The sequence below is a fragment of the Ruegeria sp. BJ6 genome, from assembly GCF_056537885.1.
Map to the genome: position 1 here is coordinate 189,093 of NZ_JBQFSG010000009.1, position 26,857 is coordinate 215,949.

23 protein-coding genes and 1 pseudogene are annotated in these 26,857 nt (G+C 56.9%); 17 read left to right on the forward strand and 7 right to left on the reverse strand.

Annotated elements, in window-relative coordinates:
• Positions 1-20 precede the first annotated feature (20 nt).
• The 5 genes from ACR0D6_RS17635 to ACR0D6_RS17655 all read left to right on the forward strand — a co-directional run bounded on the left by ACR0D6_RS17635 (position 21) and on the right by ACR0D6_RS17655 (position 6,865).
• Complete coding sequence (locus tag ACR0D6_RS17635) at positions 21-587, forward strand: hypothetical protein (protein ID WP_480766471.1); 567 nt, start codon at positions 21-23, stop codon at positions 585-587.
• Positions 587-2,161: a tripartite tricarboxylate transporter permease gene (locus tag ACR0D6_RS17640; RefSeq protein ID WP_480766472.1), complete on the forward strand. Its 1,575-nt coding sequence runs from the start codon at positions 587-589 to the stop codon at positions 2,159-2,161. Before ACR0D6_RS17635 ends, ACR0D6_RS17640 begins: the two co-directional genes overlap by 1 nt.
• A 12-nt stretch (positions 2,162-2,173) precedes the next feature.
• On the forward strand, positions 2,174-2,998 hold the full coding sequence (locus ACR0D6_RS17645; protein WP_480766473.1) for a universal stress protein: 825 nt from the start codon (positions 2,174-2,176) through the stop codon (positions 2,996-2,998).
• A 35-nt stretch (positions 2,999-3,033) separates the two neighbouring features.
• Complete coding sequence (locus ACR0D6_RS17650; protein ID WP_480766474.1) at positions 3,034-5,346, forward strand: DUF3604 domain-containing protein; 2,313 nt, start codon at positions 3,034-3,036, stop codon at positions 5,344-5,346.
• 241 nt (positions 5,347-5,587) lie between these two features.
• Positions 5,588-6,865 carry a tetratricopeptide repeat protein gene (locus ACR0D6_RS17655; protein WP_480766475.1) on the forward strand — a complete coding sequence of 426 codons (1,278 nt, stop codon included), beginning with the start codon at positions 5,588-5,590 and terminating at the stop codon, positions 6,863-6,865.
• A 172-nt stretch (positions 6,866-7,037) separates the two neighbouring features.
• Here the strand turns inward: ACR0D6_RS17655 and ACR0D6_RS17660 are convergent, their stop codons facing one another.
• Entirely contained in the window at positions 7,038-9,107 is a 2,070-nt protein-coding gene (locus ACR0D6_RS17660; RefSeq protein ID WP_480766476.1) for an oxidoreductase, read from the reverse strand.
• Between the two features lie 158 nt (positions 9,108-9,265).
• Here ACR0D6_RS17660 and ACR0D6_RS17665 point away from each other — a divergent pair, with 158 nt between their 5' ends.
• The 8 genes from ACR0D6_RS17665 to ACR0D6_RS17700 all read left to right on the forward strand — a co-directional run bounded on the left by ACR0D6_RS17665 (position 9,266) and on the right by ACR0D6_RS17700 (position 16,860).
• A complete protein-coding gene (locus ACR0D6_RS17665; protein WP_480766477.1) occupies positions 9,266-10,078 on the forward strand; it encodes a helix-turn-helix transcriptional regulator in 813 nt (270 codons plus the stop codon).
• Positions 10,079-10,379: 301 nt separating this feature from the next.
• Positions 10,380-11,657, forward strand: coding sequence for a flavin-containing monooxygenase (locus tag ACR0D6_RS17670; RefSeq protein ID WP_480766478.1), 1,278 nt, complete (start codon positions 10,380-10,382; stop codon positions 11,655-11,657).
• Between the two features lie 17 nt (positions 11,658-11,674).
• Positions 11,675-12,091: a RidA family protein gene (locus ACR0D6_RS17675; RefSeq protein ID WP_480766479.1), complete on the forward strand. Its 417-nt coding sequence runs from the start codon at positions 11,675-11,677 to the stop codon at positions 12,089-12,091.
• 84 nt (positions 12,092-12,175) lie between these two features.
• On the forward strand, positions 12,176-12,850 hold the full coding sequence (locus ACR0D6_RS17680; RefSeq protein ID WP_480766480.1) for a DUF1028 domain-containing protein: 675 nt from the start codon (positions 12,176-12,178) through the stop codon (positions 12,848-12,850).
• Between the two features lie 15 nt (positions 12,851-12,865).
• The gene (locus ACR0D6_RS17685) at positions 12,866-14,362 is read left to right on the forward strand and encodes an aldehyde dehydrogenase (protein ID WP_480766481.1); all 1,497 of its coding nucleotides are present in this window, start codon (positions 12,866-12,868) and stop codon (positions 14,360-14,362) included.
• A gap of 25 nt (positions 14,363-14,387) precedes the next feature.
• Complete coding sequence (locus ACR0D6_RS17690; RefSeq protein WP_480766482.1) at positions 14,388-15,326, forward strand: LysR substrate-binding domain-containing protein; 939 nt, start codon at positions 14,388-14,390, stop codon at positions 15,324-15,326.
• Between the two features lie 116 nt (positions 15,327-15,442).
• On the forward strand, positions 15,443-16,591 hold the full coding sequence (gene argE / locus ACR0D6_RS17695) for an acetylornithine deacetylase (protein ID WP_480766483.1): 1,149 nt from the start codon (positions 15,443-15,445) through the stop codon (positions 16,589-16,591).
• Between the two features lie 8 nt (positions 16,592-16,599).
• Positions 16,600-16,860: a CBU_0592 family membrane protein gene (locus ACR0D6_RS17700; protein WP_480766484.1), complete on the forward strand. Its 261-nt coding sequence runs from the start codon at positions 16,600-16,602 to the stop codon at positions 16,858-16,860.
• 17 nt (positions 16,861-16,877) lie between these two features.
• Here ACR0D6_RS17700 and ACR0D6_RS17705 read toward each other — a convergent pair whose 3' ends face one another.
• Positions 16,878-17,240, reverse strand: coding sequence for a cupin domain-containing protein (locus tag ACR0D6_RS17705; RefSeq protein ID WP_480766485.1), 363 nt, complete (start codon positions 17,238-17,240; stop codon positions 16,878-16,880).
• A 14-nt stretch (positions 17,241-17,254) separates the two neighbouring features.
• On the reverse strand, positions 17,255-19,297 hold the full coding sequence (locus ACR0D6_RS17710; RefSeq protein ID WP_480766486.1) for an oxidoreductase: 2,043 nt from the start codon (positions 19,295-19,297) through the stop codon (positions 17,255-17,257).
• 139 nt (positions 19,298-19,436) lie between these two features.
• Between ACR0D6_RS17710 and ACR0D6_RS17715 the strand changes: the two genes are divergently transcribed.
• Positions 19,437-20,498, forward strand: a complete 1,062-nt coding sequence (locus tag ACR0D6_RS17715) for a helix-turn-helix transcriptional regulator (RefSeq protein ID WP_480766487.1) — start codon at positions 19,437-19,439, stop codon at positions 20,496-20,498.
• 54 nt (positions 20,499-20,552) lie between these two features.
• On the opposite strand, the gene ACR0D6_RS17720 is transcribed toward ACR0D6_RS17715, so the two are convergent.
• Genes ACR0D6_RS17720 through ACR0D6_RS17735 form a run of 4 tightly spaced genes read right to left on the reverse strand, consistent with a single transcriptional unit; the run spans position 20,553 to position 24,463 of the window.
• Positions 20,553-21,590 carry an extracellular solute-binding protein gene (locus tag ACR0D6_RS17720; RefSeq protein ID WP_480766488.1) on the reverse strand — a complete coding sequence of 346 codons (1,038 nt, stop codon included), beginning with the start codon at positions 21,588-21,590 and terminating at the stop codon, positions 20,553-20,555.
• Positions 21,591-21,611: 21 nt separating this feature from the next.
• The gene (locus ACR0D6_RS17725; protein ID WP_480450179.1) at positions 21,612-22,421 is read right to left on the reverse strand and encodes an ABC transporter permease; all 810 of its coding nucleotides are present in this window, start codon (positions 22,419-22,421) and stop codon (positions 21,612-21,614) included.
• A 3-nt stretch (positions 22,422-22,424) separates the two neighbouring features.
• Positions 22,425-23,354, reverse strand: coding sequence for an ABC transporter permease (locus ACR0D6_RS17730; protein ID WP_480766489.1), 930 nt, complete (start codon positions 23,352-23,354; stop codon positions 22,425-22,427).
• On the reverse strand, positions 23,354-24,463 hold the full coding sequence (locus tag ACR0D6_RS17735; RefSeq protein ID WP_480766490.1) for an ABC transporter ATP-binding protein: 1,110 nt from the start codon (positions 24,461-24,463) through the stop codon (positions 23,354-23,356). The genes ACR0D6_RS17730 and ACR0D6_RS17735 overlap by 1 nt, the downstream gene beginning before the upstream one ends.
• Before the next feature lie 282 nt (positions 24,464-24,745).
• Here ACR0D6_RS17735 and ACR0D6_RS17740 point away from each other — a divergent pair, with 282 nt between their 5' ends.
• The 3 genes and pseudogenes from ACR0D6_RS17740 to ACR0D6_RS17750 form a co-directional block, all read left to right on the forward strand.
• Positions 24,746-26,149: an aspartate ammonia-lyase gene (locus tag ACR0D6_RS17740; protein ID WP_480766491.1), complete on the forward strand. Its 1,404-nt coding sequence runs from the start codon at positions 24,746-24,748 to the stop codon at positions 26,147-26,149.
• Positions 26,146-26,757 (forward strand): glutathione S-transferase family protein, encoded by a 612-nt coding sequence (locus ACR0D6_RS17745; RefSeq protein WP_480766492.1) that lies wholly within the window; start codon positions 26,146-26,148, stop codon positions 26,755-26,757. Before ACR0D6_RS17740 ends, ACR0D6_RS17745 begins: the two co-directional genes overlap by 4 nt.
• A gap of 15 nt (positions 26,758-26,772) precedes the next feature.
• Positions 26,773-26,857, forward strand: a pseudogene (locus ACR0D6_RS17750) (electron transfer flavoprotein subunit beta/FixA family protein); the annotation flags it as partial.

The following is a 26,857-nucleotide window of genomic DNA, read 5'->3' on the forward strand; positions in this document are numbered from 1 at the left end:
CCTTTACCCGGAGGACTCTCATGACACCCCATCAGACTGAAATTGCTTTCGCACTGTTTGCCCTGTGCTTCGGTCTGGCCGCGCTGGGTATCTGGATCCCTTGGGATGTCGATACCGGAATGATCGAGACCTTTCGCCGTCAAACCATTATCGGTGACGCGTTCCTGCCGGTGTTGGCCGCCGCAGCCATTGCGATTTGTGCTCTTCTGCAACTGATCTCCGTTCTGTTGCGCCGCTCAACGCCATCTGACGCATTCAAATCTGCACCCCTTTCACGGTCGGATCTGATGCTGCTTGGGATATTCCTGGGGGTGATCGCCACGTCTTTGCTGGTCATGTTCTGGGCCGGGCCGCTTTTGTCTTTCTGGAACGAAAACGGGTATCGCGGCCTTCGGGGGCATATCCCGTTCAAATATACCGGGTTCTTCCTTGGCGGTACGATGATGCTGACCGGGTTGATTTCGATCATCGAAGGACGGCTTCGCCCGCGTATTCCGGTTATTTCGGCTTTGGCGACGACATTCCTGATCGTTCTGTTCGATTTGCCGTTCGACAGTATCCTTCTGCCCCCGAACGGAGATTGGTAATGTCGGCATTCGACTATGTCTGGGCTGGTGTTTTGGCCGTGTTTCAGGGGCCCGAAGCGTTCACCCTTCTTGGTATTTCGATATCGGTCACGCTGCTGATGATAGTCTTCGGGTTCTTCGCGGGCATCGTTGCGGGGGCCACACCGGGGCTGAGCGGTCCGTTCCTGATGGCCGTGTCGCTACCCATTCTGCTGTCAAGTTTCGGCTTTGGCCAAGAGGCGCTGCTGCCTGTATTCGGTTTTCTGGTAGGGGTCATGAAAGGGGCGACGGTCGGGGGGGCAGTACCCGCCATACTGTTCAACACGCCCGGCACGCCCGATGCGCTGCTGACAACGTTGGATGGCTACCCGATGACCCGCAGGGGTCAATCGGGAAAGGCATTGAAAGTCGCGCATTTCTCGTCAGCGTCGGGGGATACCTTTTCCGATCTGGTGTTGTTCACTTGCGCGCCGTTTCTGGCAATCGCGGTGGAAAGCTATCTGGGTTTTCCTGAAAAGGCGGCCCTGATCATCCTGTCCTTGTCATTTGTTGCCGCCGTTGTCGGGGCTGCACCTCTCAAAGGCGTCATGGCGGTAGGACTTGGATTGCTGATTGCCTCGATCGGAACAGGCGAAGACAGCTATCCCCGCCTGTCCATGGGGTTGGATGCCCTGTCCAACGGCATACCTCTGATCACTGCGGTTCTGGGCGTGCTGATCCTGGGCGAGCTGTTTGTTTCATTCGAGGAGATGTGGCGCGAAAAGCGCGCGCACCAGACGGTCTCGGACCCTGTTCACAGCGATGACAACCGGCTCAGTTGGCGTGAGCGACGGGCACTGGCGCCCTTTATCGGTGTCTCTGCCGTGATCGGAACGGTGGTCGGTGCCCTACCGGGTATCGGTTCGACCCTTGCGGCGACGCTGGGATATGCCACGGGCCAACGCATGTACAAAGGCCCGGTTCCCTTCGGAGAAGGGACGCCCGAAGGTATCGCGGCGACCGAAGCTGCCAATTCCTCGGTTTCGGGGGCCAATCTGATCCCCGTTCTGTCGCTGGGCATACCGGGCAATGTTGGGGCTGTGTTCCTGATCCTCGCGGCCGACAGTATCGGTGGTTTCAATCCCGGCCCGTCCGTCTTTCGCTTTACCGAGAACGAGGTCAATCCCGAGCTGATCATCGCCTTTGGTCTGTTTACCTGCATGGTTCTGGCCAATCTGCTGAACTGGTTCACTGGTGCGCGCTTCATGTCGCTTGTGGGTGTGATGGTGCGCATTCCAAAGCCGATCCTCATGCCTTTTGTTCTGCTGCTGACGTTGACGGCAATCTACGCGCAGGAAACCGCGTTCTCGGCAATGCTGTTCGCCCTTGGCTTCGGCGTTCTGGGCTATCTGATGCGCAAATTGTCGGTTCCGATCCTGCCCTTTGTGATCGCTTTCATCCTGTCGCGAAACCTTGAGGATACGATCCGGCAGGCCTTTGCAATCACGGATGGCGACCCGTTCTTTCTGTTCCGCAGTCCAACGTCGATCTTTTTCATCGCACTGGCTTTCGGCGTCATCATTTTCTTTTCACGCCCGCGAAAACAACCGGAATAAACGGAGTTTCCCATGGCCCTGCGCAACATCCTCGTGGCCTATAACGGCAGCCCGTCTTCGGATGCGGCCCTTTCGGCTGCGCTCAATATGCAACGCCGGTATGGAGCGCACGTCACGGGCCTGATGGCAATGTATTCGCGGGTGGATCTGAGGCAACAGCCCTGGTTAAGCTCGTCCATCCGCAAAAGTATCCTGAACCTGGATCGAAACCATGTGCGTGAGGTCGAAGCCAGCTTCCATGCCGCTTGCGTGGATGCCGACCCCGAAAAGACCCACTGGATCGCGCGCCGTGCTGAAGCGGACGCCACCGTCTCCGAATATGCGCAGATGTACGATCTGACAGTAGTGGGCCGTCGCGACAGTGTCTTTGCCGAAAACCGCGCCGCGTTTCATCCCGACAGGATCGCTGTCAGAAGCGGCCGCCCAGTGCTGGTCGTTCCGCGGACATGGACTGAACCCCGGTTCGCCGATCATGCGCTTTTGGCCTGGGACGGCAATCGCGCTGCGACACGTGCCCTGAACGATGCGATACCGCTGTTGGAAGCCAAGCGCCGCGTCACCGTGCTGAGCGTTAAAAGCAGCGAACTGTCCCATCCTCTGGACGGGATCGATGTAACGACCGTCCTGAAGCGCCACGGGATCACCTGTCAGCACGACCAAGTCGAACACGGACGCAGATCAGTTGCCGAAACCCTGCTTGAAGAATGTGAAACCCGCCAGGCCGGTCTGCTGGTTATGGGCGCCTACGAACACTCGAAATTCCGCGAAGACATATTTGGCGGCGTAACGGCAACCGTGCTGGAGCGATGCGCCATCCCTGTTCTTCTGTCCCATTGAGTTCCCACTGAAATGCTTAACGAAAGTGTGAGAAAATGAAAAAACCGAACCCGCATGGCCCTGTCGCACGCGAGCTTGTCGGCGCACTCACCCCATCGGCTCAGCCCGGCCCCGACCCGACCCTCTACGGCACCGCTACAATGACACCGGTCAAACCGGTCGAGGTGCGCGGGTTTCACACCGAAACGATCACCTACAGGGTTGGGCGTCTGGGCCTTGACGACCTGGGTGCGATCCAGATCGCGTTTCGCATGGTCTCGGACAGTGGCATGCCGCAATTCACCGACCCGACCGCACCCAATTATGTAACCGCGAAATCAAATGGCGAAGGCAAGTTGCACCTTTCCTACGCAAAAACAGGAGGCACGCGGCCGTGGTTCGAGGTCCTCACGATCCAGCAAAAGGGTGGTTACCTGCGTGAGGGAGAAGAAATCACCGTCATATTCGGCGACACCTCAGGTGGGTCCCCGGGCATGCTGGCCCAGACCTTTATCGAGGGCGGGCGGGAATTCAAGGTGCTGGCGGATGTGCAGGCCACCCGCCATTTCATCGAAGTGCCGGGCCCGCAAATGTTTGTGCCGATCGTGCCCGGCCCGGCCTTTGATTGGAAAGCGGTTCTGCCGACCCTGCGCCGCCCCGGCGAGGCATTTACGCTGGGGCTGAAAAACGAAGACCTCTGGGGCAACCCAACCCCGCAGGCCGAAGGCACCGATCTGCGCCTGGAAGCCAATTTGCCGGTGACCGGTTTGCCCAATACCCTGACCTTTGCGCCGGAGGATCGCGCACTGACCCTTGAAGGGTTGAAAGTTTCGGACGAAGGCGAGTTGCGTATCAAAGTCTTTGAAGGCGACAGCCTTGTGGCCGAGGCCGGTCCGCTGCTGATCCGCAAAGGGGATGTGGCCAGTTACTGGGGCGATCTGCACGGCCAGACTGGGGAAACCATTGGCACCAATACTGCCGAAAGTTATTTCGACTTTGCCCGCAACAAGGCGTTTCTGGATGTGACAAGCCATCAGGCCAACGACTTCCAGATCAACGACGCTTTTTGGGAAAAACTCCATATGCTGACCGCCGAATGGGACGAACCGGGCCGGTTTACCGTTCTGCCCGGTTATGAATGGTCGGGTAACACGGCCGTTGGCGGAGACCATAACGTATTCTTCCGCACTGAAGGTCGCCCAATCCGCCGCTGCAGCCATGCCTTGATCGAAGGGACAACGGATTATGACAACGACGCCCACACGCTGACCGACCTGTTCCGTGCTTTCCGCGAGACGGATGAGGACGTGGTTGTCTATGCCCATGTGGGTGGGCGCTATGCCAATATCCACTATGATCATGATCCCAACATCGAAACCGCAGTTGAAATGCACTCGGCCTGGGGTACGTTCGAATGGGTTTTGACCGATGGGTTCGAACTGGGTCGCCGAGTAGGCGTCGTGGCAAACTCGGACGGGCACAAGGGCCGTCCCGGCGCCAGCTATCCCGGCGACAGCCTATTCGGGGCTTATGGCGGGTTGACCTGTTTCATAACCGCGGAAAACACCCGCGATGGCATCATGGAGGCACAACGCCGCCGCCATCACTATGCCACCACGGGCTGCCGGATGGCGATGGATGTGAAGGTCAGTTTCGATCAGGACAGCACGCTGTTCGAACGCAATCCCGTGGGTAATCCTGATACCCCGCGCCATAGTGTGCGCGAGGTGATGATGGGTGATATCGTCGAAACCCCGTCAAAAACCGCGCGCCTGTCACTGGATGTTCGGGCAGCAAAAGGCATCGAACGGATCGAGATCCGCAACGGTAAAAAGGTTCTGAAAACTCTGCGTCCTTATACCGAGGCCGATCTCGGCAATCGCATCCGCGTGCTTTGGAGCGGGGCTGAATATCGCGGCCGTGGCCGAAACACCACCTGGAATGGTCTGGCGACCCTGTCGGACGCTGTGATCAATTGGTTTGAAACGATTAACAAATGGAACCCGGACGCGCTGTTACAGCAGCGCAACTCCGGTCAGGTGATCTGGAAAACCATCACCACCGGTAATTTCATGGGCTTCGACATGCATGTGGACAACAACGAAGGCGAGTTGAAGATTACCACCAATCTGGGTGACATGATGACGGCGCTTTCCGATATCGGGCTGGAAGACATCCGCATGGATGCTGGCGGCCTGGAGCGCGAGATCAAGCTTTTCCGCCTGCCTGATGCTCCGTTAGATCGCAATATCACCGATGAAGTCGAAATCGATCTGCATGAGGAAGGCGATAACCAGATCTGGATCGCGGCCTATACCGAAGACGGGTTCCAGGCCTGGTCCAGCCCGGTCTACGTGGCCCGCGTTTGACGACGGCACCACTTACGTTGTCAAAACCCTCAGAGAAATTCAGCCTTCTGTCCGAGTTTCTCTTCGCTGAGGTCGTTACAAATAAAACAGCTGACATTTGTGCTTGCGCAGCGAAAGTCCACTTTGTTGCGCAACACAGTCGATTATCTGTTTGAATGCTTAGGGTTTCAACTTTTGTGCTAGCGTTGAACAGTTGCGAGTACTCGCACTTGGGTTTGCGGTTGAAAATGGAAGTGTGGACATGCTGACTGATCGATATGGACTGACGCTGACGACCAGCCTGCCGGAGGCGCGGGACGCCTATGTGACAGGGCTTGATCACATCCTTGCAGCAACGTTTGGTGCAAGCGATGCCTTTTCCACAGCCATAACGGCCGATCCCGACTTTGCCCTAGGTCACGTTGGGCTTGCTCGGGCTCGAATGTATGAGAGCGATATGCCTGGCGCTCAAGAGGCGATGGCGTCGGCCCGCGCCTGCGCGTCTGGGCTGACCGAGCGCGAGGAAGGCCATCTCGCGGTCTTCGATCTCTTGCTTCAGGGGCGTGTGTCCGAGGCACGAAGCGCAGTTCAGAAGCACGCTGCACATCACCCGCGCGATGTCCTTGTCGCGCAAATCTGTACCAACATTTTCGGCTTGATCGGGACATCTGGCGAACCCGGACGGGAAAGCGCGCAGCTTGCCTACACGACCAAACTGTTTGATGCCTTGGGCGAGGACTGGTGGATCATGAGTGTGCATGGTCAGGCGCTATGCGAGGTTGGACGGCTTGATGAGGCCATGTCCATGATGGATCGCTCGCTCGCCTTGAATAATTCAAATGCGAATGCGTCACATTTCAAAGCACACACGCTTTATGAACAGGGCTCTGGGGAGGTTGGTCGCACATACCTTGCCGACTGGATCGCGGAATACGATACCCGCTCATTGTTGCATGGCCACCTGAGCTGGCATCGCGCTCTATGGGCTTTGGAGCAGGAAGATGAGGCGGAGCTGTGGGCGATTTACGACGGCGCCATCGCGCCCACCGTGTCCCACTCGCTACCTATTAACGTTTTGACTGATGCTGCTGCACTTCTGTACCGATCCGAGATTGCCGGTTTAGACGTGGCACCCAAACTCTGGCGCGACCTGAGCGATTATGCATCACGGTTTTTTCCAAACCCGGGCATGAGTTTTGCGGATATTCATAGAGCGCTGGCCCATGCCATGGCTGGAGACGGAGAACGCCTTGCGGTCCTGACCGAAGCAAAGTCGGGTTTCGCGGCAGATCTTGTTCGCCCGGTGGCACGGGCTTGGGGTGCTATCACACGGCAAGATTGGACTGAGGCGCTGCAACAATTAACACCGGTCATGGCGGATCACGCCCGTCTTGGCGGCAGCCGCGCGCAGCGCGACCTTTTGGAACTGACTTATCTGAACCTGCTGTTGAAATCGGGCCATACTAACGAAGCTCATCGAACTATCACAGCGCGACGCCCGATCTTCAGCCAGACAGCGCCCGTTGTCGGCTTTGTCTGAACTCGCTGAGCTTCAGTTGATCAGCTCATCTGACAAAGCCCCCTTGAGCTGAATTGCGAACGACTGCTTAGTTCCCGGGCTTTGCCATAGGTTGCTGCTGTCTTATCCGACCGCGTGCAATCAGACACGCGGTCGGAGCCATAGTCGAGAGCAGAGTTTGCGACAGAACCGGTTAGTCGACCGCAAGCTCCGTAATCTCCCGACGGAAGGGCAGTGCATCTCCGATATCGGGGCCGTCCAGTTCGCGGGCATAGCGATGCCCTGCATAGGTTGCCCATGCGATCGGACCAGGGGCGTTAGCATCCCCCACCAGTTTGACAGATTTGATACCGGCATCTGCCCACTCGGCTTTGCGTTGCGACAGGTTTTCGAAGATGCGGTCATTGCCGACACGAGAGGCCACCATGACCACAGCGTCTGCCTCGATATTCCATGTCCGGTCGGTGTAGGTGCAGTTCGATACGACATGGTCCGCGCGTAGTTCGGTGATGCCCCGATTGAGGACAATCTCGACACCTGCCTCGACCAACCTTGGATGGATTGCGATTTGCTCCAGCGTGTTGTTCGTCCAGTCGCTGACATAGGCGGAAGGGGTGACAAGCGTCACTTGCGCGCCGTTCTTGGCCAAAAGTTCAGCCAAAACTCCACCCATGTAATAGTGGTCATCGTCATAAACCACCACGCGGCCTGATGGGATAGAGCCATCCATCAGATCATCCGGGGTATAGACCTTTGCGTCCTTTGCGATCGGCATTGGGACGACGTGTTGGCGGGACACTCCGTCACGGCGCCAGACCGAACCGGTGGCAACGCAAATATTCTCGAATCCGAACTCAAGTATGCTGTCGGCATCCAGCTCGCTTTCGCGGTAGATTTCGACATTGGGCCGTTGTTGCAGCTGATATTCGCGATAATCAACGACACGCCCCCAGGCGCTGAGCCCCGGCAGGGCGCGTTCGCGGGTGACGCGACCACCGATCACGTCGCGCGCTTCGGCCACGGCAACGTCGTAGCCACGGCGGCACAGGGCCCAAGCAGCCTCAAGCCCGGCAGGACCTGAGCCAACGATCAGTACGTTCGAGCTGTCGCCCTTTTCGTTCATCTTCTCGGGGTGCCAGCCTTTGCGCCATTCCTCCATGAATGTGGGGTTCTGCGTACAGCGGCTGATCGACATGGTCATGTCGCCGGTGATGCAGATGTTGCAACCAATGCATTCACGGATGTCGTCAATCCGGCCTTCTTCAATCTTCTTCGGCAGGAATGGGTCGGCAATCGACGGGCGGGCACAGCCAATGAAGTCCAACGTACCGGACTTGACCATCTTGGCCATCACGTCAGGCGAGGTGAACCGCCCTACCCCGACGATGGGTTTATCAGTCAGTTCATGGATGCCACGTACCAACTGTTCCTGTGCCGCCTCTTCCTTGAAGCGCGACGGACCCGAACAGTCCTCCCAAGTGCCCTGCGCCAGATCCCAGAGATCAGGCAGGTCCTTGTTCATCTCGATATAGTCGCGCACCTCGGCGTTCGAGAATCCAAGCTCACCGATGGTCTCGTCCAGCGACACCCGCAGTGTAATCGCCATCGTGTCGCCAACGGCGTCGCGCATGTCGGCGATGACCTCCTGGCTGAACCGGGCGCGATTTTCCAGAGAGCCACCATATTCATCGCCTCGCTGGTTTGTGGCACGGCTCAGGAAATGTTGGAAGATGCCGAACCCATGCGCGCCATAAAGGCAAATCAGATCAAAACCGGCCTCTTTGGACCGTTTGGCTGCGTTCACAAACCAACGGCGGAGGTCTTTGATGTCCTGTTTGTCCAGCGCACGGGCCTGAATGGGATCGTTGGTAAAAGTCCGGATCGGCAGAGCTGAAGGGGCCAGCGGCACCTCCTTGGTATAAAGGTTGGGGCCATTGATGCCGGAATAGGCCAACTGGATACCGGCCAGCGCGCCGTGGGTCTTCATCCGCTCGGACATTTTGCGCAACTGAGGGATGTCCTTGTCTTCCCACAGACGCAACTCGATGAACGGTGTGATTTCCGAAGTGTGGTGCATCTCGCACTGCTCGGTAAAGATCACGCCCCAGCCTCCCTCGGCCTTGATGCCTCGCATCGCGGCGGCTGCTGAGGGATCACGATAGCCGCCGCCGTTGCAATGCGGCACCTGATAGAATCGGTTCTTGGCAGTCAGCGGGCCGATTTTCATCGGCTCAAACAGAATGTCATAGCGTGGGTCGCGCATTGCTGGATCTCCCTTAGGCATCTGGCGGTTTTGCCCGTTTCCGGGTTGCGATTGTTAGAAACGCGGGGCATTTCACGCTGGATATACCCCCTATTTTCGACAATTATTGTATTTGAATGGTGATATAGGGGTATATACCCCCAAGGAGGTATAGAAACATGGGCAACACTCCGAGGCCTGACCTTCTGGCAGACGCAATCCTGTCCATCGGAGCCGATGGATTTGCACATCGGCTGCACTATTGGCTGAGCGCGTGCCTTCGAATCGACAACATGACCATCGTCGCGTTCTTCAAAAACCAACAACCAGAGGTCTTTCTGACACATGCCGCTGAACGACGCGTTTTTGAACGTATGGATAGCCACTATGTGACCGGGGCCTATCTGCTGGACCCGTTCTATTCCCTGCACGTCAACGGGGCGGCGGATGGGATGTATCGGCTGACCGACATCGCGCCGGACCAATTTCAACGTAATGAATACTACAAGTCCTATTATCAACGCACCACTTTGGCTGATGAGATCGCGTTCTTCTCGTCTCCATCGTCGGGCGTGTCGATTACTGTGTGTTTGGGTCGGGATGCGACGACTGGGTCAAAGTTCTCGGCGCGCGATCTGGATGAGGCCCGGCAGTTGGCCCCGGTTGTAAATGCGCTGGTCAGGCAGAACTGGTCGGAACTCACACCCAGAGACGAAGATATGCCTGAAGATGTTGTCGATCTGCTGCGTCACCGATTGTCCTCGGAGCTCGGCATCAGCCTAAGCGGAAGACAGGCCGAAATCGCACTATTGATCCTGCAAGGCCACTCGTCAGTTTCCATTGGCCTCACGCTTGGGATCAGCCCGCAAACGGTCAAGGTCATCCGCAAGCAGCTTTACAGGAAATGCCAGATCTCCTCGCAAGGAGAGCTATTTTATCTGATCGCGCCTTACCTGTCTGACCAAAGCCAACAGCAAGCAATCAAAGCCTAAATCCCGGCGGATTAGTCAAAGCCTAATTAAGGGTAAGTTAGACAATAATTTCGCCGATTCCCAACTTGTGGGACCTTGTCCACGAAACGCGCAAGGCGTGCTGGACCGGCACGGAAAGCTGCAACCCCGAGGTGACCGTCGTCCGCGCACGGGTCAACCGGTCGGTTGTAAGCTGACCCCCGATTTTTGGTGGCTGCAGGAACGTTCTTCACTGGAACCAACTGTCAAACCCGATCCGGCACAGCCACGAAATTACCGTCCTTCAGGGCCGGATTGAGTTAAAACTAGAGGGAACCGACATATGCCCATCGAAAAAACGGACACGCTGGTTGTTGGCGGCGGACAAGCCGGAATCGCGCTGAGCGAGCATCTGGGAAACAACAATGTTCCGCATATCATCCTGGAAAAGAACCGTACGGCCGAGGCATGGCGCACAGGTCGCTGGGATGCTCTGGTTGCCAACGGCCCCGCCTGGCATGATCGCTTTCCGAGTCTGCTGTTCAACGGCGACGATCCGGATGCGTTCGTATCAAAGAACCGGGTCGCCGAATATCTGGTCGAATATGCCGATATGGTAAATGCCCCGATCCGCGAAGGCGTCGAAGCCCTGAAGGCCGAACGCATTCCCGGTGAAGGAGGCTTCCGCGTCGAAACCTCTGCCGGTGAAATCCATGCGAAACGCATCGTTGCAGCCACCGGTGCCTTCCAGCATCCGGTCATACCGCCGATCGTACCGGAGATGGCGGGCGTCGATCAGATTCACTCCTTCTACTACAAGAACCCCGATCAGCTAGCCGAGGGGGCCGTGATGGTTGTCGGCGCTGGGTCCTCAGGCGCGCAGATCGCGGATGAGCTGAACCGGGCCGGCCGCAAGGTATTCCTGTCAGTTGGCCCGCATGACCGGCCGCCACGTCGCTACCGTGGCCGTGACTTTGTATGGTGGCTGGGCGTTCTGGGTCTGTGGGACATGGCCGCAATGAAGCCGGGCACAGAACATGTGACCATCTCGGTCAGCGGCGCCTATGGTGGACACACAATGGACTTCCGCCGTTTAGGCAATGAAGGCGTCACTTTGGCCGGTCTGACCAAGAGCTTTGGAAATGGCGTTCTGAGCTTTGCCGACGACCTGCAGCGCAATGTGGCCGCCGGCGACGCCAACTATCATGAGATGCTGGATCTGGCGGACGCCTATGTGGAACGCACCGGCCTGAACCTGCCAGAAGAGCCCGAAGCGCGCGAAGCCTTTGCCGACCCGGACAGCCTGGCCAACCCGCTCAGCTCGATTGACTTCGCCAAAGAAGGCATCAGCACTATCATCTGGGCCACGGGCTTCCGTCAGGATTTCAGCTGGATTAAGGCCGACGCATTCGACGACAAGGGCGCGCCAATTCACCAGCGTGGCGTGTCAGTCGAGCCGGACGTTTATTTCCTTGGCCTGCCGTGGCAGTCGCGCCGTGGCTCGACCTTCCTTTGGGGGGTCTGGCATGACGCCAAGTACATCGCCGATCAGATCGCGATCCAGCGGGCCTATGCCGACTATGATGGCGAAGCCGCCATCATCGCCCCCGCAGCAGAATAAGAAGACAGGATTCAGAAATGGCGCATACACGCATACGCAAATTCAATACCTCGGACACTTACCCAGAGCAAAATCTGGACAACGACCTGTGTCAGGCCGTTGTCACGCAGGGCGGCAAGACCGTCTATTTGCGCGGTCAGTGCCCGCAGAATCTGGACGATGCGGTCAATATCGACAGCCATGATCCTGTCGAACAGACCCACAAAGTGATGCAGAATATCAGACAGCTGATCGAAGAGGCCGGCGGCTCAATGGAGCATCTGGTCAAGGTCGTCGTCTATGTCACCGATGTCCGTCACCGCGAGGCCGTCTATCGCACCATGGGCGAGTATATCAAAGGGGTTCACCCCTGCTCGACCGGCCTCGTCGTTCAGGCGCTGGCCCGTCCTGAATGGCTGGTTGAAATCGACGGTACTGCTGTCATTCCCGATTGATCCAATTGATCAATCCAACCGGACCGCGCCCCCCTTCTCCCCTTAAAGGCGCGGTCCGGTATTTGTGTTTAATAGGAGAGCCGAATGACTTTTTCTCTGGTTGCCCGTTGCGCTGATACCGGCATGTTCGGTCTGGCGATTTCGTCTTCCTCCCCTGCTGTGGCCGCGCGTTGTTCCTTTGCCCGCGCCGGTGTCGGGGCTGTGGCATCGCAAAACGTGACCGATCCCAGACTTGGCCCGCTGACGCTGGACCTGATGGAAGGGGGAAAAACTGCGCCCGAGGCCATCGAATCGATGACCGCCCAGGCAAATTTCATCGAATACCGTCAGGTTTTGGCCGTGGATATTGCCGGACGTACCGCGATTCACTCCGGCCCCAACAGTCTCGGCATCTGGACACAGGCGCAGGCGGAAAACGTCGCTTCGGGTGGTAACCTTCTGGATAATGAAGGTATCCCGCAAGCCATTGTCGATGGGTTCCTGTCGGCCTCAGGCCATATCGGCGACCGCTTGATCGCTGCCATGCGTGCTGGCTTGGCCGCGGGGGGCGAAGCAGGCCCCATACACTCTGCAGGAATGAAGATCGTAGACAAGGTCAGCTGGCCTGTGGCCGATCTGCGCTGCGACTGGACCGAGGACTGCCCGATTGAGGCCATCGCAACCGCCTGGGACATCTACAAACCTCAGCTCGACGCATACATCCAGCGCGCGCTCGACCCGCGCGAGGCGCCATCCTACGGCGTCCCCGGCGACGAATAATCAGGGAGACACACCATGTTGGACTACTCGCATGAAGATTGGAAAAGCCGTGCCGCCGGCCTGTCGTTTCGCGGTCAGGCGTTCATTGATGGCAAGTTTGTCGATGCTGCATCGGGCAAGACCTTTGACAACATCAACCCGGCCACCGGCGCAATTCTGAACACGGTCGCCGAATGCGACGAGGAAGACGTCAACCGCGCCGTCGCCGCAGCACGTACTGCCTTCGAAGACGGTCGATGGTCGGACATGGCACCAGGTGACCGCAAGGCAGTGATGCTGAAACTGGCTGACCTGATCCGCGAAAACCTTGAAGAGATGGCGCTACTGGACAGTCTTGATATGGGCAAGCTGGTGACGGATGCGGTCACCGTAGATGCGCCCGGCTCAGCGCATTTCTTCCAGTGGTATGCGGAATCCATCGACAAGGTGTTTGACGAGGTCGCCCCCACCGGACCCGGCGATTTAGCGCTGGTCAAGCGTGTGCCCTTGGGCGTCGTTGGTGCGGTGACACCGTGGAATTTTCCGTTGGACATGGCCACCTGGAAGGCCGCCGCCGCGCTGGCCGCTGGCAATTCGGTCGTGCTGAAACCAGCCGAACAATCGCCCTTGTCCGCGCTGCGTCTGGCTGAGCTGGCGGCCGAGGCTGGTATCCCGGATGGTGTCTTCAACGTGGTGCCGGGCTTTGGTGTGACAGCGGGTAAGGCTCTGGGTCTGCACATGGATGTTGATTGTCTGGCCTTCACCGGCTCGACTGGAATCGGCAAGATGTTCATGCAGTATTCGGGCCAGTCGAACCTGAAGCAAGTCTGGCCGGAAACCGGTGGCAAAAGCCCCAATCTGGTCTTTGCCGATTGCGAGGATCTGGACGCCGCCGCCGATATGGCTGCCTTTGGTATCTTCTTCAATCAGGGCGAGGTCTGCTCGGCCAACTCGCGGCTCTATGTCGAACGCTCGATCAAGGACGCATTCGTTGAAAAGCTGATTGCCCGTGCGCAGGGGACCCAGCCGGGCGACCCGCTGGACCCTGCTTCGAAAATGGGGGCCATCGTTGACGAAAAGCAGACGCAGGGCATCATGCGTTTTATCGAAGAAGGCAAAAAGTCGGCAAATCTGGTTGCTGGTGGTGAACGTGTCACAATCGACGGCAAAGGTTGCTTTGTCCAACCGACCATTTTTGACGACGTCAGCCACGACAACCCGCTGGCACGCGATGAAATCTTCGGCCCCGTCCTGTCGGTCATCCCGTTCGACAGCGAGGATGAGGCAGTAGCCATGGCAAATGACTCGATCTACGGTCTGGCGGCCTCGGTCTGGACAGACAACCTCAGCCGTGCCTGCCGGGTGTCGGACAAGCTGATGGTGGGTACTGTCTCGGTCAACACCGTCGATGCCCTGTCTGCCCAAACACCGTTCGGCGGCATGAAACAGTCAGGCTTCGGGCGGGATTTGTCATTGCACTCGCTTGAAAAGTATACTGCTTTGAAGACCACGTGGATCAAGTACAGGGCTTGATCCCCAACGACGCGGGGATGCCAGTTTGCCTTTCAGGTACACGCTACGCCAACTTGAGTATTTTGTGGCCGTCGGAAAGGCAGGCAGCATCGCCGCCGCCAGTGATAAGTTGAACGTCTCATCGCCGTCGATATCGGCGGCGATCAACCAGCTTGAAGTAGAGTTCGGCGTAAACCTCTTTGTCCGAGAACACGCCCGCGGTCTGTCGCTGACCAAGGCCGGACACAAGTTCATGGAACGAACGGAATTCGTTCTGCGTGAGGCCGAGTTGCTGGCTACGCTCGCCGGGGAAATCACCGGCAAGGTTCAGGGTATCCTATCGGTCGGCTGCCTGATGACTTTTGCGCAAATTGTCTTGCCGGGGCTGCGGCGCGAGTTCGAAAACACATATCCCGAAGTCCGGATAGAACAACGCGAGCTCAATCAGGCCGAAATCTTCAGTCAGTTGCGGCGGGCCGAGTTGGACATTGCCTTGACCTATGATCTGGATATTCCTGCCGATCTTGAATTTCGGCCACTTTATGGACTGCCCCCTTACGTCGTTCTGGGCGAGGGCCACCCGCTGGCCGACCGGGCAGAATTGACGATTCCTGACCTTCAGGACAGTCCAATGGTGCTGTTGGACCTGCCGTTCAGCGGAGAATATTTCCTTTCGTTTTTTCGCGATGCCAACATCAAACCAAACATTGCCGAGCGTACCTCGGACATGTCGGTGATGCGCTCACTGGTGGCCAATGGGTTTGGGTTTTCCATCGCAAATATCCGTCCCCTGAATGTACTGTCGCCGGATGGTAAAAAGCTGATCTTTGTGCCTTTGGCCGGCGACCTCAGGCCGATGCATCTCGGCCTGCTCAGGGCGCGAACGGAAAATGAAACCAACACGATGCGGGCGTTTATTCAGCATTGCGAGCAAGCGGTGAACTCTGGCACCCTTCCGGGCCTTTACACGTTGAATGCCGACTAAAAACTGCTTCGATTTCTCCTAACCACTGCTTCGCCATTCCCGGATTTATGTTTTTAACGGGTCGTATAGGCTGACTGTAACTCAGATTATGCATTCGAACTGCAGGTACATAAAGTATGGCGTCTTCACTGGAAATCCTGGAAAAGCTGATCGGTTTCGATACCGTCAGCAAGAACTCGAACCTCGATCTGGCCAGCTATGTCGAAACATTCCTTAAGACCCGCGGTTTCGAGGTTCATCGCATCACCGACCCCGGTGGCGAGAAGACCGGACTTTATGCAGAAATGGGGCCAAAAGGCGATGGCGTGCTGTTGTCCGCCCATACCGATGTTGTTCCGGTCGAGGGGCAGAGCTGGACCAAAGATCCGTTCAGCCTGACGCGCGAGGGCAACCGCCTCTATGGGCGTGGCACCACCGATATGAAGGGATATGTGGCCTCGGTCATGGCGCTGGCAGACCGGGCGGCGAAGTCGAGCTTGCGTGAACCGCTGAAGATTGCGCTGTCATATGACGAAGAAGTCGGATGCGTCGGCATTCAGCATATGCTGGATCGTCTGGCCCCGATGCTGGGCCAGCCGCGCGCCTGCTTTGTGGGGGAGCCCACCGAAATGCAGGTGGCGATCGGGCACAAAGGTAAGGCCGCGTTGCGGGCCTTGTGCCATGGACAAAGCGGGCATTCAGCGCTGGCCCCGAAATTCGTCAACGCGCTGCATCTGGCAACGGATTTCGTGAATGAGCTGCGGAGTCTGCAAAAGACCTTTGCCGAAAGCGGTAACAGCGATCCGGCCTATTCCGTTCCCTACACAACCTTCCACGTTGGTATGTTGTCCGGCGGTAAGGCGCTGAACATCGTTCCGGACCGCGCGGAACTGACGTTTGAATACCGGCATCTGGCTGCGGATCGAGGGAAAGACATTCTTAGCCAGATACAAGACGCGGCGCACAGGGTTGGCGCAGAGTATGAAAACATCTGCCCTGAGGCGCGGGTCGAGATCGAACAGTACAACGCTTATCCCGGGCTGGATATATCCGAGACGGACGCAGTGATCGGTTATGCCCAGAAGCTGGCGCAGAGCAACTCGACAACCAAGGTCGCATTTGGCACCGAGGCTGGATTCTTTAGCGAGCTGGGAATTCCCACAGTTGTCTGCGGCCCCGGGTCAATGGAGAAACAAGGCCACAAACCGGATGAGCATCTGGATCTCGGGCAGCTCAATGCCTGTGATGCAATGATGGACCGCATCCTTGAAGATATCAGTTACTGAGGCCGACGATGGAATTGCTTCAAGAGCTCACATTTTCTGATGGGGTTGGTCTGTTGGGTTCGGCGATTATCGTATGCGTCTATTATCTGGCGACGCGGAACGTCCTTCCTGCGAACAAGATACCCTTCAATGCCTGGAACATTCTGGGGGGATCGCTGGTCATGATCTCGCTGGCCCATCGGCCCAATCCGGGTGCGATCGTCATCGAAGTGATGTTCTTGTTTATCGCCGTACTGGCCGTCTTTCGTAATTTACACGGCGCAGAGTAACCTGCGCCGTGTAAACATCATGCTGAAATCATATAAAACTTGCGCAAAGTCTTTGTGATTTCCCAAGTGCAAGGCGTGCCTTTGGGGATGAAAAAGGTATCTCCCGCGTTAAAGGTCTGCGCTGCACCATCCGAACTAGTCAGTGTGACCGACCCCGAGATAACGGTCATCATTTCATCCACCGGATAGGCTTCGATCTCTTCACGGCACGGCGCGCATTCCCACACACCGACTGAAATACTTTCGTCCTGACTTTCAAAAAAGCTGCTGATCGTCTCTGCCTTGTCCGCGGTGGTAAAATCACCTTCGGCTACAAGCGAAGACGCGACAAAGCCGGTTTCGGGGTGGCCGTCAGCCAGCAAACGAATAGGTTTGTTCATGTGTTCCTCCTTCTTCAGGCCAGTGGCATTGGCAGGAATTGCGGCACGTGCTGCTCGACGCTATCCAGTTCGCGCGCCCAGCGGTGTCCTGCGTGAACGGCGGCGGCGATAATCGAGGGCGCTTCGCAGTCGCCGATACGGGTGACGGATTTGATACCAGCATCCGCCCAGTCGCCTTCGCGCGCCATCAGCTCCTGATAGACACCATCATTGGGGCTTTTGGACGTCAGCACAACCGCCGTTCCCAGCGGCAGTTCCATTCCCTCGCCACCATGGACGCAGGCAAATTCGATCTTGTCCGCATGAACCGCCTTGAGGGATTTCAGGCGCTCAATCCGAATACCCAGCTCCATCAGACGGGCGATGACCTTGTGCTGTTCCATTGTCAGCGCAAGATACGGAGCGACTTCGGAGGCCGGGATCACATAGGTAACATCATGCCCATCTTTGACCAGCTTTTCCGCGATCACATTGCCCAGATAAGCGCCGTCTTCGTCATAAATCACGACCGGCCCGTTTACCTCTGCCCCGTCCATGATGTCGTCCGGGGTCAGAACATTTGCCTCATCACCCTTCAGCACCGGCGTCAGGTTGAACCGGCCCACACCATCACGACGCCACGTGGCACCAGTCGCGATCACCACATGTTCCATCCCGAATTCCAGAATATCGCCCGCTTGCAGCGGCGACTCGGTATAGAGGTTCACGTTGCCCAATTGCTGCAACGCATACAGGCGATAATCGGCGACCCGGATCCACTCGGACAGGCCCGGCATGTTCGCTTCTCGCTTGACCCGGCCGCCTAGTTCCTCACGCGCATCTGCCACGGTCACTTCATAACCCCGTTTGGACAGGATGTTGGCGCATTCCAGACCGGCGGGACCACCGCCCACAATCAGGATGTTGTCGTCCGATCCTTTCGCGGGCACTTTTTCCGGGTGCCAGCCACGGCGGTATTCATCCATGATGGTTGGGTTCTGCGTGCAGCGCATCGGCGCATAGGACATCTCGCCCGAGGCGCAGATATTACAGCCGATACATTCGCGGATATCATCGACGCGACCCTCGTCGATTTTTGTCGGGATGAACGGATCGGCAATCGAAGGGCGCGCCACACCCACCAGATCCAGCACGCCGCGCCGTACCTGAGACAGCATCGTATCTGGCGATGTAAAGCGACCCACACTGACCACCGGCTTGTCCACGACGCCTTTGACAAAAGCTATCTGTTCTTCCTGAAAGCCTTCCTTGGAAAACCGCGAGGTTTGGCTGTCCTCGGGCCAGTCGGTGATGTTCACATCCCACAGGTCGGGGATGTCTTTTAGCATCTCGACCAGCTCCTTGCCCTGAACCATATCGCCGTCGATCTCGTTAACGCCAAAACGGAATGCGACAGCACATTTGTCACCGATGGCGTCTTTCATGCCTTCCAGAACCTCACGCAGCAGGCGTGCGCGGTTTTCCAGACTGCCGCCATACTCATCAATCCTTGTATTATAGCTGGGCTGAAGGAATTGACTGAAGATCGACAAACCGTGCCCGGCATAAGCATAGACGATGTCAAATCCCGCCTTCTGGGCGCGCACCGCCGCAGCAATATGCTGCTCGCGCACGGTTTTGATGTCCTGTTTGTCCATCATTCTGGACTGAAACGGCTCGACCGATTCCAGCGTCAGGCGCGAGGTCGGTCCCAACGGCGGAGTACGCGACGCCCGGTTGCCAGCGGCCAGGCCAACATGGCCCAACTCAACCCCGGCCAGCGCGCCATGTCGATGGACAGCTTCGGGCATGCGCGAGATTCGTTTGATGTCTTCGTCATTCCAAAGGTGCAGCGAAGGGAATGGCCAGAACTCGGTGGTATTGCCGATCTCGGCGATTTCGGTACAGACGACGCCCCAGCCACCTTCGGCCTTCATTTCACGCATCCGCGTGTTGGCATCGGGGGCGTTGTCGGAGGTACCGGAACAATGCGGCACCTGATAGAACCGGTTCTTCGTTGTAACAGGTCCGATTTTAACGGGTTCGAACAGAACGTCGTAACGGGGATCTCTTGGCATGGCTGGCCTCCCTGGCTTGCAGAAACGCAACCTTTCCTATGGCTTGGCCAATGGGCGGGTTGGCAATATGATTGCCAAAAGTCTAACGAGACCCGACCGGGAGCATAGTGTCCCTAAAGGGACATATCCAAAGCGGACCATGGCAGAATCCCAACAAGTCCCCTCCCCCAAAACCACGCTACCTGACCTATCAGAGGCGGTGCAAACCTGCGGCACCGAGGGATTCCAGTCGGCATTAAGCGAGGCGATCGCCACCTTTCTCGGGGCCGAAAGCCGTGGGGTGCTGCAATATTCCCGCTATGCGCTGCCGCATTACCTTGTGCGCAATCATGTGCCCGAGGATGAGATCGACTTTTATCTGGCTGGTGCTTACCGCTTTGACCCGTTTTTTCGGCACTGGCGCGAACATCAGGTGAATGGCGTGCTGAGTTTAGGCGAACTCAGCGGCGCAGAGGGGCGGGTCGGCGAAAAGGCCCGCGTCTATATCGTGCGCTTTCAGCCCCAGACCGGCATGGCGGATGAAATCGCGGTGCTGTGCCCCAAGATCGGCGGGGCGGTGGACAACTATTTCTTTCTACGCGGCACGCCGTTTTCTCAGGATGAGATGGACATGCTTCGGGCCCTGTACCCCACCATCCGTGCTCTGCATGATCTGAACCAGCGCCTGATCCTCAAGGCACTGGGGGAAGGCGCCACGCAAATCACCGGCTTCCCCGAAGCCGATGCCTTTGCCATCGATGATAGCCAAGGCCGACAGAGCTTTGTCAGCAGCAACTGGCAACAGCTTGTCGGGCAGACAATTGCGCTGTCGGATGCGGTCAGTCACGCCCGGCAGGCCGCGCCGGGGCAGCCTCGGATCGTTGGCACGGCGTATGTTGTTTCAGAAAGGCTGGGTGCGGATTTCCCGCCTGCACCAAATGGCCGGATCACGTTCATCATTCAGCGTCCAATGGCGTCGTCGTCACTGGTGTTATCCGATGTCATCGAAAGCCTGTTTGCAAATCGCCTGACACAGCGCGAGATTTCGATCTGCCATCTGGCCTTGCGTGGATTTCCCTCAGCCTCAATCGCAGAACAGCTGGGCATTGCGGTGGGCACGGTCAAAAATCATCGCAAGAGTATCTATCGTAAACTCGACATCACCACCGAGCGCGAACTCTTCTTGCTGGTGCTCAACCATGTCGGCGCAAAATCCGAATAAAAAATCCGGGCAGACGGACTGCCCGGATAAGATGTGCGTCACGCACGGGGAGTTTTACTTTTTCAAGTTCGTCCAGATCTGGTCATAGACGGCCTGAACCTCTTCACTGCAAACCTCGATAAAGACACCGGGCCCAACATTGTCATGCGGGTTCTTTTCCGGCTGTGCAGCCAGATCCGGATCAAGGAATTCCTCCACATCTTTTACACCGGCATTGTAGCGGGCAAAATTGGTGACAGCTGCGATGTTTTCCGGCTCTAGCAGGAAGTCCATGAATTTCAGTGCGTTTTCGCGGTTGGGTGCGTCTTTCAGCAGAACGACGTTGTCCATCCACGCGACATAGCCCTGCGTCGGGAAGGCGTATTCAACATTAGCACCCTCTTCCCGGGCCTTGGCAGAGAAACCGTCATAAATCTGACCAGCCGCCGCGTCACCCGAGACCAAAACCTCTTTCGCGGTATCCGAGTTGAACGAGGTCCAATGTTGCTTGGCCTCCTGCAACAGAGCGTTCAGGGCCTTTAGCTGCTCACGGTCGCTCGAACATTGCGGGATGCCCAGATGCAGCGAGGCCATGACCATAATCTCGCCCTGCGCGTCCAGCATGTTGATGCGGCCCTGCAATTCGGCGGGAGGGTTGAACAGGATGTCGGTGGTTTGAATGTCGCCATCATAGACATCCCGGTTCACGGCGAAACTGGTTGAGCCCCACTGATACGGGATCGAGTGCTTTCGGCCCGGATCAAAGCTGGGATCGGCCCATTCGGGTTCGATATTGCCTTTGTTTTTCAACTCGCCGTCTTCGATTGTGTCCAGCATCCCTTCACCGGTCATGATCGAAACCATGTAATCTCCCGGAACGGCCACGTCATAGGTTCCGATCGCACCGGCCTTGAGCGAGGCCAGCATGGATTCATTTGAATCGTAGGTATCCATGGTCACGTTGATGCCGGTCTCATCAGTGAACTTTTCCAGCAGTTCCTGCGGCATGTATTCGAACCAGTGGTACAGAACCAGTTCGCCTTCCGCTGCGGCAGTGTTCGCACCCAGTGTCAGAGCAAGCGCTGCGACGCCACTTTTCATCATATGTTTCATCGTTCTCTCCATCTGTTGGTTTTATTTGGTATTGTCGGTTTTGCTGACGAAATAGCTGATCGTGACCATGACGATGGACACGCCCAGCAACATGGTCGAAATCGCCATGATATTGGGTTTGATCCCCTGCTTTACCGAACCGAAGATCGCCGTCGGCAGGGTTTCGACACCCGCGCCTTTGACGAAATTGGTGATGATGAAATCGTCCAGGCTAACGATGAAGGCCAGCAGGAAGCCCGAGATGATACCCGGCATCATCAGCGGTAGCAGGATCTTGGTGAACGCCTGCCGCTTGGTGGCATACAAATCCTGCGCGGCCTGCTCATAGCTGTCCTCGATCCCCTGCATCCGGGCCGAGATCGGCAAATAGGCAAAGGGAATGCAGAAGGCGATATGGGCCAGCAGGATGGTCATGATGCCGCGATCAAACCCGATCGAGTTGAAGAAGATCAGGGTTGCAACAGCAGTCACGATCTCGGGCACCATCAGCGGTAGACTGATCAGACCAAAGGACACGGTGCGCAGCTTGAACTTGCCGCCCCGGACCATGCCGGTCGCTGCCAGCGTAGCGATCGAGGTCGACACCGTGGCTGCAACGATTGCAATGATAAAACTGTTCTTGGCGGCCTGTTTGAACTTTTCGCTTTCGGGCCCGGTAAAGACATCCGCGTACCAGCGTAGCGACACACCTTCCCAATTCGTTAGCGATTGCGAGGCGTTGAAGCTGTAGATCGTCACCACAAGCAGCGGTGCGTACAGCACGACCAGACACAGTAGGGTGATACCTTTGAAGCCGGTGTAGGATTTGATGTCGAATTGTTTGCTCGCCATGATTTATCCCTCCGCTTTTTCGGCTTTGGCCTGTTGCCGTGCGAACAGCATCAACAGGATCAGAACCATGGTCAGCAGGATCATCGACGCTGCCGCGCCAAACGGCCAGTTACCCGCATTGCCCTTGAACTGTTCCTCGATCAGCGAGCCAATCATGAAGTTCTTGGCGCCGCCCAGCAGGTCGGGGGCAAGGAACGAACCCATCGATGGAACGAAGACCAGAATACATCCCGCGATGACACCCGGCTTGACCGCGGGCAACAGAATGCGCCGCAACGTGGTCCACTTGGTGGCATAGAGGTCGGCCGCAGCCTCACTCAGCGCGAAGTTATAGCGTTCCACCGCCGCATAAATCGGCAGCACCATGAAGGGCAGATAGGAATAGAACAGGCCCAACTGCACCGCAAAGTTGGTGTTGACGATTTGCAATGGGCTGTCGATCAGGCCGATGTTGATCAGGAAGTCATTCAGCGGACCCTGATCGCGCAGCAGGAATTTCATCGACACGGTCCGGATCAACAGGTTCACCCAATAGGGAATGGTGATCAGGAATACCCAGATCGGTCGCATGTTTTCAGACCGCGTGGCAATGAAGTAGGCCGTCGGGAAGCCGATCACGAGACTGAGTAGCGTCGCCGCGCCTGCCTGCCAGATCGAACGCCAGAAGATGGTGATATAGGTCCACTCGATCTTGGGGGGATCATCCCCAAACAGTCCGCGATCAAAGAAGAACTGATCATAGGCGGCCAGTGAGAATTCCCAGATCACACCGCCTCGGAACTCTTTCGTCAGGAAAGAGTAGATCAGCATCATGAAGACCGGGGCCAGCACCAGGATGGACAAGGTCACCCATGCGGGTAATAACAGCCATGTGCGGGCCTCTTTATAGGTGTCGGTCGTTGCGCTGCCGCCGCTTGCTGCACCTGCTGCCATCAGTCCACCAGGAGGCGCGCGGCCCCCAGCTCCATGTTGACGAACATTTCTGTGCCCGGCTCAAAAATGCGCTTGTTGCCTCGATCGGAATTCGATGTGCGGACCACGAAATCCGGACCTTCGTCCAGATGCACGATTGTGGTGATGTCGGTGCCGACAAAGATGTTGTCCTTGACCCGTCCGTGCAGGCCCTCGGTTTCAACCGGCTCGGCAGACATGTACAGGCGTTCGGGCCGGATCGACATGTGTACCTTGGACCCGACACCGACGCCATCAACAGCGTTGCAGGTCAGTTCATGGCCACCGCCAAGGTGGCAGGTAGCACGCCCGTTTTCGATACCATCAACAGAAACTTCCAGTAGGTTTGTTTCGCCGATGAAGTCCGCCACAAACATGTTGTGCGGACGCTCATAAATATCCGTTGGGGCGCCTAGTTGCTGCATCTCGCCCGCCGACATAACGGCGATGCGATCAGACATGGTCAGGGCTTCTTCCTGATCGTGGGTCACGAAGATGAAGGTAATACCGGTTTCGCGCTGCAATTGCTTCAGCTCAAGCTGCATCGCCTTGCGCAACTTGAGATCCAGCGCCGACAACGGTTCATCCAACAACAGCACTTTCGGTTGTGGTGCCAGCGCGCGGGCCAATGCCACACGCTGTTGCTGGCCACCTGAAAGCTGACTGGGTTTACGTGCCGAGAACTGGCTCAGTTGCACCAGTTCCAGCATCTCTCCGGCTTTGGTACGCGCCTCGGATTTCGAAGCGCCGCGCATTTCCAAACCAAAGGCCACGTTGTCCAGAATGGTCATATGCGGAAACAACGCATAGTTCTGGAACACCGTGTTCACCGGACGCTTGTTCGGCGGCAGACTCTCGATCTCGTCGCCATAGAGGAAGATTGCACCTTCGGTCACATCTTCGAACCCGGCAATCATCCGCAACAAAGTGGTCTTGCCGCAGCCCGAAGGCCCCAGAAGTGTAAAGAACTCGTTGTCCATGATTGACAGTGAGATCTTTTTTAGCGCCGTAAAGTCGCCATAGCGTTTAACCGCATCCCGCACGTCAATCGCGACATTTTCCTTGTTAGACACGTCCGCCTCCCTAAGCATCGCGAAGATTGGGCCGGTTATATACGTGGAGGGCAGTCCGCTGAATTATTGAGTTCCTCATCAAACATTAGGCTAATCCTAATCATTTACATTTTTTTGTTTTAAAACATTATTTTACGCTAGTTTTGCATCCACTCCGCCGCCCTGAATTTGACCATCGGCGTAAACACTCGGTCCACTGCTTCGACAACTCCTAATCAAAGCAACGGAAAGACCGTCTTTAGATAGCGGATCACGTCCAGTAAGCCTGACCCCAATTCAGTCTTTTGAAATCGATGAGCAATGTCCCAGTTCCGAACCGAAACAGATTCAATCGGCCCTATCGAGTTGCCAGCATCATGCCTCTACGGAATTCAGACCGAGCGCGCGCGCCGGAACTTTCCGATCACCGGTGTACCGCTGTCTCAGTTTTCAAACCTTGTCTCAGCGCTGGCGATGGTAAAAAGCGCAGCGGCGCAGGCAAACGGAGAGATTGGCGGCATCGAAGTGAAAAAGGCGCAGGCCATTGTTGAAACATGCGACGAAATCATTGCCGGGCAGCACCACGATCACTTCGTGGTCGATATGATTCAGGGCGGGGCCGGAACCTCGACTAACATGAACGCCAATGAGGTGATTGCAAATCTGGCTCTACAGAAACTTGGCCACCCGCCTGGCGCCTATCAACATCTGCATCCCAATGATGACGTCAATCACGGACAATCCACCAATGACGTTTATCCGACTGCAGTTCGGTTGGCAGTTCTGTTCCACGTAGCTCCGTTGTGCGCTGCCTTGTCAGGGCTTCAGTCCGCATTCGAAGACCGTGCCAGTGCTTTCGCGGACATAGCCAAGGTCGGCCGCACACAGTTGCAGGACGCCGTACCGATGTCGCTGGGCGCAGAGTTTAAGGCCTTTGCCGTGAACGTGGGAGAGGACATTGACCGCATTCACGAGATTGGCAAGCTGCTGACCGAAATCAACCTTGGCGGCACCGCGATCGGTACGCGCGTCAACGCCGAACCCGGCTATGACACACGTGCAGTGGCCCATCTGGCCGAAATCTCAGGGTTCGATCTCAGGCAAGCAAGTGATCTGATCGAGGCGTCTTCGGACCTGGGCGGCTTTGTTACCTTTTCGGGTATCCTGAAGCGGGTGGCAGTGAAATTGTCCAAGATATGCAATGATTTGCGCTTACTGTCTTCTGGCCCTCGCGCTGGGTTAGGAGAAATCATCCTCCCTGCTGTTCAAGCAGGTTCGTCGATCATGCCCGGCAAGGTGAATCCGGTGATCCCTGAGATGGTCAATCAGGTTTGCTATCAGGTCATCGGCAACGATCTGACTGTGACTATGGCCGCTGAGTCCGGACAGTTGCAACTGAACGCGATGGAGCCTGTCGTTACCTACAACCTTCTGACATCACTAAAGATTCTGACCAACAGCATCCACGCTCTGACAGAAAAATGTGTTCAGGGAATTCAGGCGGATGCAGGGCGTTGTGCAGCACAACTGGACAACAGTCTGGTGCTTGCAACCGCCCTTACCCCGCACATTGGATATGATGCTGCTGCGCACATCGCCAAACAGGCTTTGTTCACCGGCAAGTCGATCCGTGAAATAGCCTCGGATTGTGGGCTGGTGCCCACCGAAAAACTGGATAGCATCCTGTCACCGTCAAACATGATTAATCAGGAAGTGCTCTCATGAATCGATTGTATTTTTCACCAGCCTCGCCCTTCGCCCGCAAGGTCAGAGTTGCCGTTCTCGAAAAGGGCGTCGAAAACCTTGTTGAAGAGGTCGAAGTTGCGACCTCTCCTGTCGACACCAACGCCGAACTCGCGGCGCGTAATCCGCTGGGCAAGTTGCCATGCCTTCAGCGATCCGACGGTCGCGTAATCTACGACAGCCGAGCGATCCTGCGATTTGTTGACAGCCTGAAACCGGACGCCCCCCTTTATGAAAAGGGTGATGCAGAGTTCGACCGGCTGACCATCGAAAGCCTTGCCGAAGGCGTAATTGAGGCGGCTTTGTTATGCGTTTATGAGCGGCGGGTCCGACCAGAGGATCAGGTGTCTCAGGCCTGGCTTGATGCGCAAGCGGAAAAGGCAAACCGTGCCCTTGATTGGTTCGAAGCACATGTCTCTGATACACTGGAGTCCAACTTCGACGCCGCCTGTATCGGGCTGGCCTGCGCGTTGGGCTATCTCGATTTCCGTCAACCCATCGGGGACTGGCGCCACGGTCGCCCGCAGCTTACCGCTTGGTACGAAACGGTATCCGGGCGTCCATCCCTTGTACAAACCCAACCAAGTTAACCAGAGGAGAACGCGATGAAGGTACTCGTGCCTGTCAAACGCGTGATTGACTATAATGTGAAGGTCCGCGTTAAAGCGGACGGTAGCGGTGTTGATCTCG